General features: G+C 65.4%; 14 protein-coding genes. 4 read left to right on the plus strand and 10 right to left on the minus strand.

All coding sequences use genetic code 11. From position 1 onward, the window contains the following. Nucleotides 1–40: 40 nt before the first annotated feature. The 3 genes from ygfZ (at nucleotide 41) to CTA01S_RS04750 (ending at nucleotide 2,340) form a co-directional block, all read left to right on the plus strand. Complete coding sequence (gene ygfZ, locus CTA01S_RS04740; protein ID WP_084362299.1) at nucleotides 41–994, plus strand: CAF17-like 4Fe-4S cluster assembly/insertion protein YgfZ; 954 nt, start codon at nucleotides 41–43, stop codon at nucleotides 992–994. 102 nt (nucleotides 995–1,096) lie between these two features. Further along, complete coding sequence (locus tag CTA01S_RS04745) at nucleotides 1,097–1,438, plus strand: DUF4936 family protein (RefSeq protein WP_198150780.1); 342 nt, start codon at nucleotides 1,097–1,099, stop codon at nucleotides 1,436–1,438. Continuing rightward, entirely contained in the window at nucleotides 1,426–2,340 is a 915-nt protein-coding gene (locus CTA01S_RS04750; protein WP_019560755.1) for an NRDE family protein, read from the plus strand. The genes CTA01S_RS04745 and CTA01S_RS04750 overlap by 13 nt, the downstream gene beginning before the upstream one ends. A 10-nt stretch (nucleotides 2,341–2,350) precedes the next feature. Here CTA01S_RS04750 and CTA01S_RS04755 read toward each other — a convergent pair whose 3' ends face one another. Both CTA01S_RS04755 and CTA01S_RS04760 read right to left on the minus strand, forming a co-directional pair. Further along, nucleotides 2,351–3,208, minus strand: a complete 858-nt coding sequence (locus tag CTA01S_RS04755) for a YbgC/FadM family acyl-CoA thioesterase (protein ID WP_019560756.1) — start codon at nucleotides 3,206–3,208, stop codon at nucleotides 2,351–2,353. After that, nucleotides 3,205–4,167: an alpha/beta hydrolase gene (locus CTA01S_RS04760; RefSeq protein ID WP_019560757.1), complete on the minus strand. Its 963-nt coding sequence runs from the start codon at nucleotides 4,165–4,167 to the stop codon at nucleotides 3,205–3,207. Before CTA01S_RS04760 ends, CTA01S_RS04755 begins: the two co-directional genes overlap by 4 nt. A gap of 143 nt (nucleotides 4,168–4,310) precedes the next feature. Here CTA01S_RS04760 and gbd point away from each other — a divergent pair, with 143 nt between their 5' ends. Continuing rightward, on the plus strand, nucleotides 4,311–5,447 hold the full coding sequence (gbd, locus tag CTA01S_RS04765) for a 4-hydroxybutyrate dehydrogenase (RefSeq protein ID WP_062192774.1): 1,137 nt from the start codon (nucleotides 4,311–4,313) through the stop codon (nucleotides 5,445–5,447). Nucleotides 5,448–5,465: 18 nt separating this feature from the next. On the opposite strand, the gene paeA is transcribed toward gbd, so the two are convergent. From paeA to CTA01S_RS04805, 8 genes are all read right to left on the minus strand, one after another. After that, nucleotides 5,466–6,761, minus strand: a complete 1,296-nt coding sequence (gene paeA / locus CTA01S_RS04770; RefSeq protein ID WP_062192777.1) for a polyamine export protein PaeA — start codon at nucleotides 6,759–6,761, stop codon at nucleotides 5,466–5,468. A gap of 34 nt (nucleotides 6,762–6,795) precedes the next feature. After that, nucleotides 6,796–7,872 carry a patatin-like phospholipase domain-containing protein gene (locus CTA01S_RS04775; protein WP_019560760.1) on the minus strand — a complete coding sequence of 359 codons (1,077 nt, stop codon included), beginning with the start codon at nucleotides 7,870–7,872 and terminating at the stop codon, nucleotides 6,796–6,798. 70 nt (nucleotides 7,873–7,942) lie between these two features. Further along, entirely contained in the window at nucleotides 7,943–8,509 is a 567-nt protein-coding gene (locus CTA01S_RS04780; protein ID WP_062192781.1) for a superoxide dismutase family protein, read from the minus strand. A gap of 71 nt (nucleotides 8,510–8,580) precedes the next feature. After that, on the minus strand, nucleotides 8,581–10,905 hold the full coding sequence (locus tag CTA01S_RS04785) for a Tex family protein (protein ID WP_026330159.1): 2,325 nt from the start codon (nucleotides 10,903–10,905) through the stop codon (nucleotides 8,581–8,583). Between the two features lie 89 nt (nucleotides 10,906–10,994). Further along, on the minus strand, nucleotides 10,995–11,903 hold the full coding sequence (locus CTA01S_RS04790) for an SDR family oxidoreductase (RefSeq protein ID WP_019560763.1): 909 nt from the start codon (nucleotides 11,901–11,903) through the stop codon (nucleotides 10,995–10,997). Nucleotides 11,904–11,931: 28 nt separating this feature from the next. Further along, nucleotides 11,932–13,596, minus strand: a complete 1,665-nt coding sequence (locus CTA01S_RS04795) for an isovaleryl-CoA dehydrogenase (protein ID WP_019560764.1) — start codon at nucleotides 13,594–13,596, stop codon at nucleotides 11,932–11,934. 33 nt (nucleotides 13,597–13,629) lie between these two features. Next, nucleotides 13,630–14,655 (minus strand): NADP-dependent oxidoreductase, encoded by a 1,026-nt coding sequence (locus tag CTA01S_RS04800; RefSeq protein WP_019560765.1) that lies wholly within the window; start codon nucleotides 14,653–14,655, stop codon nucleotides 13,630–13,632. Between the two features lie 23 nt (nucleotides 14,656–14,678). Continuing rightward, on the minus strand, nucleotides 14,679–15,134 hold the full coding sequence (locus CTA01S_RS04805) for a PaaI family thioesterase (protein WP_019560766.1): 456 nt from the start codon (nucleotides 15,132–15,134) through the stop codon (nucleotides 14,679–14,681).

Genomic DNA, 15,134 nt, shown 5'->3' on the forward strand with positions numbered 1-15,134 from the left:
GTGGCGGGCAGACTCTCGGGCCCGTGATCATAATAGACGCATGACTGCAGCTTTGGATGAGACCCTGATCATGACGGCCGCGCGCTTGGAGGGCGCCACGGCCTTGCCCCATCTCGGCGTGATCCATGCCAGCGGCGAGGATGCCGCCAGTTTCCTGCATGGCCAGCTCACCCAGGACATCGTGCACCTGCCCCGAGGGGAGGCCCGTTTGGCTGGGTATTGTTCGCCCAAAGGGCGGCTGTTGGCAACATTCGTCGTGTGGCGAGAGGCCGATGACCGCATCGCACTGGTGTGCAGCGCCGATCTGTTGGCCAGCACACTCAAACGCCTGTCGATGTTCGTCTTGCGAGCCAAGGTCCAGCTCAGCGATGTTTCCTCGCAGTGGCGCGTGTGGGCTTGGGTTGGCGAGGCGGTGCGTCAGACCGCGCCGGCACAGCCGTGGGCGCTGACCGATTTCGAGGGCGGGCGGTTGATCCGCCTGCCGGATGTGGCCGGTCAAGCGCGCGCGTTGTGGGTCGGCCCGTCTGCGACGCTGGCACCGGCCTTGCAAGCCCGCGGTCCGTTGGACGAGGCCGGCTGGCTCTGGCTGGAGGTGCAAAGCGGGATTCCTCGCATCACCGCAGCCACCGTCGATCAGTTCGTGCCTCAGATGGTCAACTTGGAAAGCGTCGGCGGCGTCCATTTCAAGAAAGGCTGCTATCCCGGGCAGGAAGTGGTGGCCCGCAGTCAATTCCGCGGCACGATCAAGCGTCGGGGCTTTCTCGTGCACGGCCCGGTGGCCCTGGCGCCGGGCCAAGACATCTTTCACAGCGCCGACCCGGCTCAGCCCAGTGGGTTGGTGGTATTGGCCGCGCCGGATCCTCGGGGGGGCTCGGCGGGTTTGGTCGAGTTGAAGCTGTCAGCCACCGAAGGCGGCACGCTGCATGCGGCAGCGTTGGACACTCCGGCATTGCGGCTGTCGCCGGTGCCCTACCCTTTGCTGGCCGATGTTTGAACCCGGTCGCTCAGCTCGGTGTGCTGGCCGGTGTGCCGGCCAGCTGCCCGCCGGTTGCGGGGCGCTCCCCCGCGCGGGCCGGGGCCAGCCGCGGGGAAGAACGTGACATCCTTCACACCCAGGCCCCTGGACGCAGGGGACGGCGCTGCCGAGAACCGTTGGCTTTTCATCTACTATCGGGTGGCTTCGAAAGACGCAGCGGCCGCCGCCGAGGCCGTGCAGCGCCTGCAGTGCCGCCTGCGTCAGGCATGGCCCGATCTGCAGGCTCAGTGGTTGAAGCGCCCGGACGAGAAAGACGGCATGCAGACCTGGATGGAGATTTATTGCAGTCCTGGCGGCATCACGGCCGCCGTCCAGGCCCATATCGAGCGCGAGGCCCAAGCGCTGGCGCCCTGGTGCCATGGCCCCCGGCATGTGGAGGTCTTCGTGCCATGTGTCTCGTAGGCTTGGCCATCGATGTGAGCCGGCGCTTTCCGTTCGTGGTGGCGGCCAATCGTGACGAGTACTTCGACCGGCCCACGGCCCGGCTGAGTTGGTGGCAGCCCACCCCTGGCGGGCCGGAGATTCTGGCAGGGCGAGACCTGCAAGCCGGCGGCACCTGGATGGGATTGACGGCTGCAGGCCGCTTCGCCCTGGTCACCAATGTGCGCAACCCGAAGGACCTGGACCCTCAGGCCCCCTCGCGCGGCCAGATCGTGCCGCTGTGGTTGCGCGGCGATCTGTCGATGGACCGCTTCTGGATGCAAGTGGGTCTGTCGGGCTATAACGGGTTCAATGTCATCGCTGCGGATTTTTCTGCGGGCGAGTGTTTCTGGGGGTCGAATCGAGCCCGCTATCCGAAGCGGCTGGAACGGGGCATCTACGGTCTGTCCAATGCGTTTCTCGACACCCCTTGGCCGAAGGTCGAACGCCTGAAGCAACGTTTGCGCAGTGCGCTGCGGCAGGCCGATACGGCCGATGGCCTGGCCGACGCACTGTTTGCGGCACTGGGCGATCGCACGCTGATCGCGGACGAATTCTTGCCTCACACCGGCGTGCCGCTACAGTGGGAGCGCTGGCTGTCGCCAGCGTTCATTCGCACCCCCGATGGACGTTACGGCACCCGTGCGTCCACCGTGATCATTACCGAGCGTGTGGGACGCAAGCTCCACACCCATGTGATCGAGCGCAGCTTCAGCAGCACGCGCGGCCCGGGGGTGGCCTTGTTGCGGCGTTCACTGCTCAAAGGCTGGCCGCCACGCACGGCCCGCCAACTTGGTTCGGTGGACCTTGCTCCGATCGCGGGACATGCCTCAGGAACGGGACTGTCGAGGACGTCGCCCCAAGCCGGTGCCGGCCGTGCGTGAGGCCTTGGCTTTACAAGGTCTTGACCATTTCGATGTGAGGAATGCCCACCTCTTCGAACTGCGGACCACGGGGCGCGAAGCCCGAGCGCGCATAGAAGGCAGCGGCCGAGGTTTGCGCATGCAGCACCGCCTCGCGATAGCCGCGCTCACGAGCAGCGCGCATCAAGGCTTCCAACACGGCCCGTCCGACGCCACCGCCGCGCATGGTGCGCAAGGCCGCCATGCGACCGATCTTGGCCACCCCGGGAACGTGTTCGAGCAATCGGCCCGTGGCCAGCGGCATGCCAAAGCGGTTGTAGGCCACGGCATGCACGCTGGTGGCGTCGGCCTCGTCCCACTCCATCTCGGGAGGGATGCCCTGTTCCTCGATGAACACGGCGCGACGAATGGCTTGGGCGTCCTGGCCCAAGGTCTGCCAGGTGCCGAGCCGGACTTCGATCATCGATTGCCCGGCCTCGAAAGCCTGCAGGGCCTCGCGCAGGGCCGTTGGCACGGGTTTGGCAGTTTGCGTGCGGGGGTCGGCGAACACGTAAATCAGCTCCCCGCTGATGAGATGCGCATCCTGACGGAAGATGCCCAGCTGGAAGTGCATCGAGGAGTTGCCGATCCGTGCACAACGCACGCCCACTTCGAGCAGGTCATCGTAACGCGCCGATGCGTGGTACTCGATGCTGGCCTTCTTGACGTACAGGTCGCCGTCCAAAGGTTTCATCGCCTCGGGGTACGGCAGCGCCAAAGCGCGCCAGTAATCGGCCATGGCGGTGTCGAAGTACGTGAGATAGTGCCCGTTGAAGACGATGTTCTGAGCGTCGATTTCAGCCCATCGCACTCGCAGCCGATGGAGCAAGCGGAAGTCGTTGCGTTTCATGAGGGGATTCCAAAAGCATCGCGCAAGCGTGCAGCGATGGAGGCCTGGGCTTGACGGGCTTCCGGCAGCGCCCGGCCCATCTTGATGAAATCGTGCGTCACCCCGCGGTACAGCTCCAGCTCCACCGCCACGCCGGCCATGCGCAGTCGGTCGGCGTAGGCCAGGCCCTCGTCCACCAGCGGGTCGGCCTCGGCCAAGCCGACCCAGGCGGCGGCCACGCCCTCGAGGTCGTCGGCCAATAACGGCGCAAAGCGCCAGTCGGTGCGGCGATCAGGGTCGATGTAATGATTGAAGAACCAATCGATGGCCGGCCGCTCCAGGATGTAGCCCTCGGCGAAACGCCGGTGCGATTCGGTGTCTTGATGGGCCGAGGTGCCAGGGGTGATGAGCACTTGCAAGGCGAGATCGAAGCCGGCGTCGCGGGCCAACAAAGCGCACACGGCGGCCAAAGTCCCACCGGCACTGTCGCCGCCGACGGCCAGCCGCGTGCCGTCCAGTCCCCAGCTTGCCGCTTGGCGTCGAAGGTCTTGCAAGGCCGCCCAAGCGTCGTAGACGGCCGTCGGGAAACGGTGTTCGGGGGCCAGTCGGTACTCCACCGACACCACTGCGGCGCCGCTGAGTTTGGCCAGCTGGCGGCACAGGCTGTCGTGGGTCTCGATGCCGCCGATGGTGAAGCCTCCGCCGTGCAGGTAAAGCATGGCAGGCAAAGGCTCGTGTGAATCGGCATACAAGCGGGCAGGCAGCATGGCGCCTTCATGTCCGGCAAGCCGGTGGTCTTCCACACGCGCCAGCGCAGCCCGCGGCAGATCCAGGATTTCGGCGGCGGCCAGGTAGGCCCGGCGGGCCTCGGCCACCGGCAGCCGATGCAAAGGCGTGAAATTGGCGCGGCGGATGCGTTCGATCACGTCGCGCATGCGGGGGGTCAGCAAAAATGGCTCGGCAGGTGAATTCACGGCCAAAACAGTCGCAGGCGGCGTCGAACCGCCCCGGTGGGCCAGCAGGTGACGCCTAGGTGTCATGGTGCATCCGGATGGTTCCGGGACAATGCCGCAAGGATACTGATTCTTGGCACTGTCCGCCGTCTAGCTTGAGAGCGCAGATCATGGCCCTCATCCACTACATCACCCAGATCCAGTTCGATTTCGGCGCCGTGCGCCAACTGCCCGACGAATGCGAGCGCATCGGCATGCACCGGCCGCTGGTGGTGAGCGATCCCGGAGTCAAGGCCGCCGGCGTGCTTCAGCGGGCCTTGGACGCGCTAAAAGACCTCCCGCTGGCCGTCTTCGACCAAACTCCATCGAACCCGACCGAGGCGGCCGTGCGCGCCGCGCAGGCCATCTATCGGGCCCAGGGCTGCGACGGGTTGATCGCCGTGGGTGGCGGCTCCAGCATCGATTTGGCCAAAGGGGTGGCCATTGCCGCCACGCATGAGGGGCCGTTGAAGACCTACGCGACCATCGAGGGCGGCAGCCCGCGCATCACCTCCCGCGTGGCGCCGGTGATCGCCGTGCCCACCACCGCCGGCACGGGCAGCGAGGTGGCCCGCGGGGCCATCGTGATCGTCGATGACGGCCGCAAGCTCGGCTTTCATTCCTGGCACCTCGTGCCCAAGGTGGCCATTTGCGATCCCGAACTCACCCTGGGCTTGCCCCCCTTGCTGACGGCGGCCACCGGCATGGATGCGATCGCGCATTGCATGGAGACCTTCATGGCACCGGCCTTCAATCCGCCTGCCGACGGCATTGCGCTCGATGGGCTGGCGCGAGGCTGGGCGCATATCGAGCGCGCGACACGCCACGGCGCCGACCGCGAAGCCCGTCGGCAGATGATGAGCGCCTCGATGCAAGGCGCCTTGGCCTTCCAGAAAGGGCTGGGCTGCGTGCATTCGCTCAGCCACAGCCTCGGTGGCGTCGATCCGCGTCTGCACCATGGCACGCTCAATGCGATGTTCCTGCCCGCGGTGGTGCGCTTCAACGCCGCCGCAGAGTCGGTGCGCGCCGAGGCGCGGCTGGAACGCATGGCCCAGGCCATGGGACTGACCTCGGCCGCAGACATCCCCGATGCCATCCGCGACATGAATGCTCGGCTGGGGCTGCCGCGGGGGCTGGCTGATATGGGGGTCCGGCCGGATGTGTTCGACCGCGTGATCGAAGGGGCCTTGGCCGACCATTGTCACAAGACCAACCCGCGGCAAGCCAGCGCCGAGGACTATCGCGCAATGCTCGAGGCGTCGATGTGAGTCTGGGGAGCCGACCCCTCAGACGACCCGGGTGATCATCACCTGGTCGATGCGGTAGCTGTCCACATCCATCACCTCGAAGCGCCAGCCGCCCCAGGTGAGCGAGTCGGTGCGCCTGGGAATGCGGCGCAGCATCACCATCAGGAAGCCGGCCAGGGTGTCGTATTGGCCCTGGTGCGGCAGTTCGTCGATGTCCAGTGCCCGCATCAAATCGGGGATCGGGGTCATCCCATCGGCCAGCCAGGAGCCATCTTCGCGGCGGACGATTTGCTCCTCGTCATCGCCGCCGACCAGGCTGCCCATGACCGTGCTCATCACGTCGTTGAGCGTGATCACCCCCACGACCAGGCTGTACTCGTTGACGATGACGGCAAAGTCCTCATGGGCTTGGCGGAACTGTCCAAGCATCTCCGACAGCGTGAGGCGGTCTGGCACGACCAGCACCTTTTTGATCAAGGATTGGCCGATCTCACCTTGCAGCGAGATCGGCTCGTTGCGCAGCACGCGCTGGAACAGATCGGTGGCATCGACATAGCCGACCACCTTGTCGATGTGGCCATCACAGACGAGATAGGTGGAATGCGGCTGTTCGGCCACGCGGGTGCGGATCAGCGCATCGTCGTCGTCCAGCAGGAAGTAGACGATGCGCTCGCGCGTGGTCATGGCGCTTTCGACCGTGCGGGTGTCGAGTTCGAAGACGTTTTCGATGACTTGCTGCTCTTGCTCGGCCAGCAATCCGGCCTGAGTCCCTGCCTCGGCCATGGCCAGGATGTCGTCCGGCGTGATGCGTTCGTCGCGTGACACCGGCAACCCGAACAACCTGAACAGCCCGGTGGCCAGCGTATCGAAGATCCACACCAGCGGTTTGAGCAGGTGCATGCACCAGCGCATCGGACCGATGAGCCGCACCGCGATGCGTTCGGGTTCGATCATCCCGGCCCGCTTGGGGAACAGGTCGGCAAAGACGACGAACAAGCCGGTCACCAACAGGAACGACAGCGCAAAACCCACGCGCTCGGCGGCCACGGGGTCCAAGACCCATTGCAATCCGGCGGCGAAATACGGTGTCAAAGTGCCTTCCCCGACGATCCCGCCCAAGATGGCCACGGCGTTCAGGCCGATTTGCACCACGGTGAAGTAACTGCCGGGCTGGTCTTGTACGGCCAATACTTGTGCGGCGCGCGCATCGCCCTCGTCGGCCATTTGACTAAGGCGCAGGCGTCGGGAAGCCGCTAGCGAGATTTCGGCCATGGAAAAAAATGCGCTGACACCGATCAGCAAGACGATGACGATCAGGCTGGCGGTCAGGCCCATGGGATGTCCTCGGTTTCAGTCGTGCAGTTCGATCTCACAAGGGGTTCAAAACATTCGCGGGGGTCCCGCCTTCGAGCCATTGTGCCCATTCCTCGGCCAAACGCTCGCTCTCATCCACGCAACGCTGCCATGCACGAGATCGGGCCTCGTTGTCGCTGCCATAGCGTTTGAAGTCGGTGCGGTCAGGCAGCTTGCGGTCAGGCAAGCTCGCCACCCACGAGGCAGCCGGCGCAAGCACCAGCACGTTGGCCAGCGCCGCCGTGGCCCGGTGGCGATGGCGCAGCGGCTTGTCCAGCCAGCCAGGCACGACGGCCTGCTGGAAATGCGGGTAGAGCACAATGCCCTCCCCCATGCTCGCATAGTTCCAGTGCAGATGGTAGTCGGTGATGCCGCCATCCCAATAAGCTCCCGGGGGCGCTCCGGCAATGTCGTGCACGGCCTTGAGCACGAAGGGAATGGAGCACGAAGCCAGCAGGGCCGCCTCGAAATTGTCGGCATCGAGCGTGACGCGCCGGTGGCGCAAGTCCGACAGGTCCACGGGCAACGGCTCACCGGGGGTGGAAAACAGCACGCGTTCCAACCACAGGCTCAAACCGGGCCGAGCCACGGCATTGGTCAAGGCCGCGCCGAGGTAGCCCAAAGGCGTGCGCAGCCGCCCTTCCCGGCTCAGGACATGGCGGCCGCGTGAAACCACGATGTGCAGCCGATACCGAGGATGACCGACCAGGGACTCGATGTGGCCATCGAAAAAGTCGTGCAGTTCTTCAGCGAAGACGCGACTGACTTCCTCGGCCGTGGGATAGGTTCTGCCTGGCGGTAGCTCGTAGCGCTGATGGATGTAGTCGTGGGCCAAGCGGGCAAAGGAGGTCTCGGCCTGCTCGAGCATGCCGGTGGCCATGCGCCAAGCGCCGATCGAAGCCCCTACGAGATGGACCGTCTGGTCTGAGCGTGTCAGCCAGCGGCCAAAGATGTGACGGTCCAGATGGTTCAGGATCAGGCCCTTGGGTCCACCAGCGGCTCCGGCCACGACCTTGACGGCCTGAGGGGACAGGCCGTGGCGCTCGATGTGCCGGCGCGCAGCCGGCCCGGCGTACAGACGCAAAGACTTCATGGGCAAAAATGACGCAAAAAACAAGGCGCGGCAAACCGCGCCTTGCGAGGCTGCGAAAACAGCCGTGAGATTATCGTGTGTGTTGGACGATCACGCCGCAGGCGATGCGCGCACCGGAGTTGCCAGTGGGCTGGGTGCGGTAGTCGTCGGGCTCGGCATGCACGATCAGTCCGCGACCGACGATGTCGGCGGCCCCGCGTCCGATGCTCACCCCACTGAGGGTAAAGCGCATATCGGCCTCGCCGTTGGCATTGCTGCGCAGGTTGGGCATGTCGCCCGCATGGCGAGGCCCTGCCTGGCCGCCGTGGGGATGGCCGCCGGGGTTGAAGTGCCCACCGGCGCTCATGCCGTCGCCGCTGGAGCAGTCCCCTTTGTCATGGATGTGGAAGCCATGCTCGGCATTGGGTTTGAGACCTTTGACCATGGCGTGCACCATGACTTGATCCTCACCCATCTGGTGGAACATGACGCGACCGCTGGCCCCCTGGCCCCGCGTGGGCTCCAGAACCGCCATGGCCATGGGCCCGCCCATCATCCGGCTGTGGTCCATACCTGCATGCGGGCCGGCACAGCCGCCCAGCGCCAAGGCGGCCACAGCGGCCGTCAGGCCACCTGGCAAGACAGCGTTACGGGGCATGATCCAACTCCTTCGTCGGCCATCGACGCCTTGTACGATAGTCCGTCCGGCGCAGGAATGCCAGCCCTGTTTCAACGCTTGGACTGCAGTTTCGCGAACGCCGCGGCCATGGCCGAGGGCATGGCAGATTGGGGCACCCCCCGGCCGCGGCCTGGCCGGTCCTGAGGCGACGGGGAGCGCTGGTCGTTGCCCATGCGCCCCCCCGTGGGGGCATCGAGCCGCATCGTCAGCGAAATGCGCTTTCGAGCAAGGTCGACCTCCAGCACCTTGACCTTGACGATGTCACCGGTCTTGACGATGTCGCGCGCGTCGTGGACGAACTTGTTGGACAGTTGGCTCACATGCACCAGGCCATCCTGGTGGACGCCCAGGTCCACGAAAGCCCCAAACTGCGCCACATTGCTGACCGTGCCTTCCAACACCATGCCGGGCTGCAGGTCCTTGATGTCTTCCACCCCCTCGTTGAAACGGGCCACCTTGAAGTCCGGGCGCGGATCGCGACCGGGTTTCTCCAGTTCGGCCAGGATGTCGCGGACCGTGATGGCACCGAATTTCTCATCGGCGAAGGCTTCGGGTTTGAGCTTGCGGATCACGTCGGCGCGCCCCATCACCTCGTGAATGGGCTTGCCCACATGCTGCAGCATGCGCTCGACCACGGGATAGGTTTCGGGGTGCACGCCGGACATGTCCAAGGGATTGTCACCGTCGCGGATGCGGAGGAAGCCTGCGGCCTGTTCGAACGTCTTGGCGCCCAGACCGGCGACTTCCAACAATTGCTGGCGATTGCGGAACGCGCCATGTGCGTCGCGCCAGCGCACGATGGCTGCGGCCACACTGGCGCTGAGGCCCGACACGCGCGCCAACAGCGGAGCCGAAGCGGTGTTGAGGTCCACACCCACCGAGTTCACGCAGTCTTCCACCACCGCATTCAGGCTGCGGGCCAGTTCGGCCTGGTTCACATCGTGTTGGTATTGGCCCACGCCGATGCTCTTGGGTTCGATCTTGACCAGCTCGGCCAGCGGATCTTGCACACGCCGCGCAATGGACACCGCGCCACGCAGGCTGACGTCCAGATCGGGCAACTCTTTGCTGGCGTATTCCGAGGCGGAATAGACCGAGGCCCCCGCTTCGCTGACGACCACCTTGTCGATCTTGGTGCCCGGCGCCATGTGCTGAAGACGCTTGATCAGATCGGCCGCCAGCCTGTCGGTTTCACGGCTGGCCGTCCCGTTGCCAATGGCAATCAAATTCACGCCATGGGTGGCACACAACCGACCCAAGGTGTGCAGGGCTCCGTCCCAATCGTTGCGCGGTTCGTGCGGGTAGACGGTGGCCGTGTCCACGACCTTGCCGGTTTCGTTGACCACAGCCACTTTCACGCCGGTGCGGATCCCCGGATCCAGCCCCATCACCACACGCTTGCCCGCCGGGGCGGCCAGCAACAGGTCGCGCAGGTTTTCGGCAAAGACCTTGATGGCCACCTTCTCGGCCTCTTCACGCAGGCGGGCGAACAGATCGCGCTCCAGGCTGAGACTGAGCTTGACCTTCCAGGTCCAGGCGATGGTCTTGCGGATCAGTTCGTCGCCGGGCCGTTGGGCATGGCTCCAGCCCAGATGACGCGCGATGCGTCCTTCGGCCAGGGTCGGCCGGCCGGGGACGACCTCCTCGTCCAGCACCAGCTTGGCGTCCAGGATGTCCTGCGCCCGTCCGCGGAAAACCGCCAGCGCTCGGTGCGAAGGTACGCTGCGGATGGGCTCGGCGTAATCGAAATAGTCCCGAAACTTGGCCACTTCGGGGAGGTTTTCGTCCTTGCCAGCCATCAAGCGCGACTGGAAGATGCCCTCCTCCCACAGCCATTCGCGCAACTGGCCCACCAGCGCGGCGTCCTCAGCCCAGCGCTCGGACAGCAGGTCGCGCACACCATCGAGCACCGCGTGGGCATCGGCGAAGCCCGCTTCGGGGTTGACGAAGGCGGCGGCCTCGGCCAGCGGCTCCAGCGATGGATCGCCAAACAATCGGTCGGCCAAAGGCTCCAAGCCGGCCTCGCGGGCGATCATGCCCTTGGTGCGCCGCTTGGGCTTGTAGGGCAGATACAAATCCTCGAGTTCTTGCTTGGTGGGGGCGGCCTCGATCGCGGCTTGCAACTCGGGGGTGAGCTTGCCCTGCTCGGCAATGCTCTTGAGCACCGCGGCACGGCGGTCCTCGAGCTCGCGCAGGTAGGCCAGTCGCACCTCGAGTTCGCGCAACTGCGCGTCATTCAAGCCGCCCGTGGCTTCTTTGCGGTAGCGCGCGATGAAGGGCACGGTCGCCCCCCCATCGAGCAATTCCACGGCCGCATGCACTTGTTGCGGCCGAACGTTCAACTCAGCGGCAATCTGATGAAGGATTTTGTCCAAGGCGGTAGAGGCTCACATGAAGCAAACTCGGCAGTTTGCCATAGGCACCTGTTCCCGCAGCTGGTCCTGGGCCGCTTCTCGGGGGTGCCTCACCCCATGGCGGCCCGCAACGCGCTGCGCAGCTGCTGGCCAATGTCCGGCCGGCTCTCGAACGGGTCGCTCGGGTTGCGCCCAAGCACGATGTCTTCCAGTCGCTTTTGCACGATGCCCAACGCCTGCGGATGGCTGTAGATGTAGAACTGCCGCGCACGCACGGCATCGAGCACCTTCGCGGCGACTTCGGCCGCGGTGACCTTGCCGGAGGTGACGGCTTTTTCGCTCATCGCACGGGCGATCATCTGGCTGGGCGTGGGCGGCGTGCTTTGCGCCTGCGGGGGACGGTTGCGCTCGGATCGGTGGATGCCGGTGGGCACGAAGTAGGGACACAGCACCGAGGCGGTGACTTGGTCGGTGACCAAGCGAAGATCCTGGTACAGCGTTTCAGACAGACTGACCACGGCGTGCTTGCTGACGTTGTAGACCCCCATGTTGGGCGCGTTGAGCAGGCCTGCCATGGAGGCGGTGTTCACGATGTGGCCTTCGTAGGCGGCATCGGCGCGTGCCGCTTGGAGCATCATCGGCGTGAAGACACGCACCCCATGGGCCACCCCCATCAGATTGACGCCGAGCACCCATTCCCAATCCTGCACAGAGTGCTCCCAGATCAATCCACCGGCGCCGACACCCGCATTGTTGAACACGAGGTGAGGAACGCCGAAGCGTTCGACGGTGGCCGCCGCCAGGGCTTCGACTTGCTCGCCGCGCGAGACATCCACGCGCTGAGCCAGCACCGGCGCGCCCAAAGCTTGAACCTCGGCGGCGGCCAGCTCCAGCGCGTCGGGCTGCACATCGGCCATCACGACATTCATGCCCTCGCGTGCCGCCAGGCGGGCCAGTTCCAGTCCGAAGCCCGATGCCGCACCGGTCAGCACCGCCGTCTTGCCTTTGAGTTCTTTCATACGGTCTCCTCGATGAATACGCCACGGTTCACGCCGGCAGGGCTCGTTGCAGCAAGCCTTCCACATCGACGGCCGCCGGCAGGCTGCCATAACACAGGTGATGGAAGTCGCCCAGCCGGGAAGCGATGAAGGCGTCGAAAACGAAGTCCGGCGCATGGCGGCGCAACAAGGCCGCCTGCACGACCAACGCCAGTTCCTGCGCGAGTCGACGGGCGTCATGCTCATCGACAGCATCGCCCATGCAGTCCAGCACGCGGGCGCGGGCTGCATCGGCCACCGGGTGGGCGGCCTTCAGCGGCTCCAGTTCACTGGCCACCGCCTCGCGGACGCTGGGGCCGACCCGCTGCAGTACGCGCAAGAGATCCAACGCCATGATGTTGCCCGCTCCTTCCCAGATGGAATTGAGCGGCATCTCACGGTAGATGCGCGCCATCACGCCCTCGCCGCCTTCTTCGACATAGCCATTGCCGCCCAGGCATTCCATGGCTTCCTGGGCAAAGCCGCTGCCGCGCTTGCAAATCCAGAACTTGGCCACCGGTGTCAACACCCGCCGCATGAGGGCCTCGTAAGGATCGTCCTGGCGGTCGAAGGCGCGGGCCAGCCGCAGGCTCAGTGCGGTGGCCGCCTCACTCTCCAGCGCCAGATCGGCCAGCACGTTGCGCATCAGGGCATGCTGCACCAGCGCACGACCGAAGGCTTGGCGCTGGCGTGCATGGTGCAGAGCCAGCGACAGGGCCTGGCGCATCAGGCCCGTGGTGCCCAAGGCGCAGTCCAACCGGGTGAGCGTGCCCATCTCCAGAATCTGCGGTACCCCGCGCCCCTCTTCACCGACCAACCAAGCCTGCGCCCCGGTGAACTCGACTTCGGAGCTGGCATTGGCCTTGTTGCCCAGCTTGTCTTTGAGGCGTTGGATGCGCAAGGCGTTGCGCTGCCCATCGGGCAAGACGCGTGGCAGGAAGAAGCAGCTCAGGCCAGCCTCGGCCTGGGCCAGCACCAGGAAGGCATCGCACATGGGCGCGGAAAAGAACCATTTGTGGCCCACGAGCCGATAGCAACGGCCCCAAGGCGTATCACCCTCGAAGTGGGCGCGCGTGGTGTTGGCGCGCACGTCCGAGCCGCCTTGCTTTTCGGTCATGCCCATGCCCATGGTCACCCCGGCTTTGTCCCGAAAAACCACCAGGCGCGGGTCGTATTCGGTGCTGGTCAGACGCGGGAACCAGTCCGCCAGTATCGCGGGGTTGCCGCGCAGCGCCGCCGTGGCGGCGTAGCTCATCGAGATGGGGCACAGCACCGAGGGTTCGAGTTCGGTGAACAGCATGAAGCCAGCGGCGCGCTCCACATGGGCCCCTGGACCCAGCGCCCAGGGCCTGGCATGCAGACCGTGCGCAATGGCCGCTCCCATCAAGGCATGGTAGCTCGGATGGAACTCGACCTCGTCGATGCGACGGCCAAAGCGGTCATGGGTGCGCAACACGGGCCCATGCACATTGGCCCAGCGCGCATGCGCTTGCATCGCCGCCGAGCCGGCCAAGGCCCCCAAGGCCTTGAGCCGATCCTCGGCCGCTGCGTGAGCCTGGGCTGGCAGATGTGCAGCCAACCCCTCGCGCAACGGCAGGTTGGCTTCGAAGAGATTCACATCCACCAGCGGGCTGCTTTGGTTGAAGACCTCGTGGGTGAGCGTCGGATCGTCCATCGCCTGTCCTCCGTGGAGGATGCTTCTCCTTGCTCAGAGGAGCCGCACCAGTTGCTTGCCGAAGTTGCGCCCTTTGAGCAGACCGATGAAAGCCTCGGGAGCGCTTTCCAGTCCATGGGCGATGCTTTCACGATACTTGAGTCGGCCGCTGGCCACCAGCGCACCAAGCTCCTTCAGGGCCTCGGGCCAGACGTCCATGTGCTCGCTGACGATGAAGCCTTCCACACGCAGCCGCGAGACGAGGATCATCTGCGGGTGCTGCAACGGGATGGGATCGCCGTTGTAGCCGGCGATCATGCCGCACACCGCAATGCGGCCGAAGGCATTCATTTGCAGCAGCACCGCATCGAGCACCGAGCCGCCGACATTTTCGAAGTGCCCATCGATGCCGTCAGGCGTGGCGCTGCGCAAGGCCGCGTGCAGAGACTCCACAGTGGGATGCTGTCGGTAATCGATGCAGGCGTCGAAACCCAGTTCGTCCACCACGTAGCGACATTTGTCGGGACCGCCGGCAAAGCCAACCACGCGGCAGCCCCGGCTTTTGGCCAATTGGCCCACGACGCTGCCCACGGCGCCGCTGGCCGCACTGACGGTGATGGTTTGCCCGGGACGGGGCTCACAGATCTTCATCAGTCCGTACCAGGCAGTGACCCCAGGCATGCCCACGGCGCCCAGATAGGCCGACAGCGGGATGTGGGTGGTATCGACCTTGCGCAGCACGCCGGGCCGTGTGGCATCGACGAGCGCATACTCCTGCCAGCCGCCCATGCCGACGACCTTGTCACCGGGGGCATACTGCGGGTGACGCGAGGCCAGCACCTCGCCGACAGTGCCACCGATCATCACCTCGTTCAACGGCTGCGGTTGGGCATAGCTCTTGCCCTCGCTCATGCGCCCACGCATGTAGGGATCCAGCGACAGATAGTGGTGCCGGACCAGCACCTGTCCTTCTGCGAGTTGGTCGGGGCTGGGCAGGGAAGACTCGACGAGGCGGAAGTTGTCGATGCTGGGCTCGCCCTGAGGGCGCGACACCAGCAGGATTTGACGATTGACAATCATGGCGAATTCCTCGGGCTGAGCATTCAGTCGGAGCCGTCGCCATCGAGGCGCCGCTGCAAAGGTGCGACCTCGCGTGCGCCGGTGGGCAAGGCTCTCACATATTTGAAAGTCCCGGTGGCCTGCGCGGCCAGCGTTCCGTCTTCACGATAGACGCGGCCTTCGCAAAAAGCCAGGGTGGCCGTGCGGTGCAGCAAGCTGCCCACGGCCCGCAGACGGCCCTGGCCAGGACGCATGAAGCTGGTTTTCATCTCCAGGGTCACCACACCGGGACCATAGTGGGCCGCAGGGTCGTTGACGCTGCGTGCCGCATGGGCCATGACCACGTCCAACAACGTCATCACGGCACCACCATGGGCCACGCCAAAGGAGTTGCAATGGTCCTCGCGCAAGGCATAAAGGATCTCGGCCTGCCCCTCGGCCATGCGCACGAGTTCGAAGCCCAGGGCTTGGACGAAGGGAATGTGGACGGGAAACTGCAT

The sequence above is a fragment of the Caldimonas taiwanensis NBRC 104434 genome (assembly GCF_001592165.1).
Lineage (GTDB): Bacteria > Pseudomonadota > Gammaproteobacteria > Burkholderiales > Burkholderiaceae_C > Caldimonas > Caldimonas manganoxidans.

What these genes read in the sequence shown, in the direction of transcription:
- CTA01S_RS04805 (WP_019560766.1), bottom strand. Translation starts at nt 15,134, where the DNA reads ATGCAGTTTCCCGTCCACATTCCCTTCGTCCAAGCCCTGGGCTTCGAA.
- CTA01S_RS04795 (WP_019560764.1), bottom strand. Translation starts at nt 13,596, where the DNA reads ATGGACGATCCGACGCTCACCCACGAGGTCTTCAACCAAAGCAGCCCG.
- ygfZ (WP_084362299.1), top strand. Translation starts at nt 41, where the DNA reads ATGACTGCAGCTTTGGATGAGACCCTGATCATGACGGCCGCGCGCTTG.
- CTA01S_RS04750 (WP_019560755.1), top strand. Translation starts at nt 1,426, where the DNA reads ATGTGTCTCGTAGGCTTGGCCATCGATGTGAGCCGGCGCTTTCCGTTC.
- paeA (WP_062192777.1), bottom strand. Translation starts at nt 6,761, where the DNA reads ATGGGCCTGACCGCCAGCCTGATCGTCATCGTCTTGCTGATCGGTGTC.
- CTA01S_RS04790 (WP_019560763.1), bottom strand. Translation starts at nt 11,903, where the DNA reads ATGAAAGAACTCAAAGGCAAGACGGCGGTGCTGACCGGTGCGGCATCG.
- CTA01S_RS04755 (WP_019560756.1), bottom strand. Translation starts at nt 3,208, where the DNA reads ATGAAACGCAACGACTTCCGCTTGCTCCATCGGCTGCGAGTGCGATGG.
- CTA01S_RS04780 (WP_062192781.1), bottom strand. Translation starts at nt 8,509, where the DNA reads ATGCCCCGTAACGCTGTCTTGCCAGGTGGCCTGACGGCCGCTGTGGCC.
- CTA01S_RS04800 (WP_019560765.1), bottom strand. Translation starts at nt 14,655, where the DNA reads ATGATTGTCAATCGTCAAATCCTGCTGGTGTCGCGCCCTCAGGGCGAG.
- CTA01S_RS04775 (WP_019560760.1), bottom strand. Translation starts at nt 7,872, where the DNA reads ATGAAGTCTTTGCGTCTGTACGCCGGGCCGGCTGCGCGCCGGCACATC.
- gbd (WP_062192774.1), top strand. Translation starts at nt 4,311, where the DNA reads ATGGCCCTCATCCACTACATCACCCAGATCCAGTTCGATTTCGGCGCC.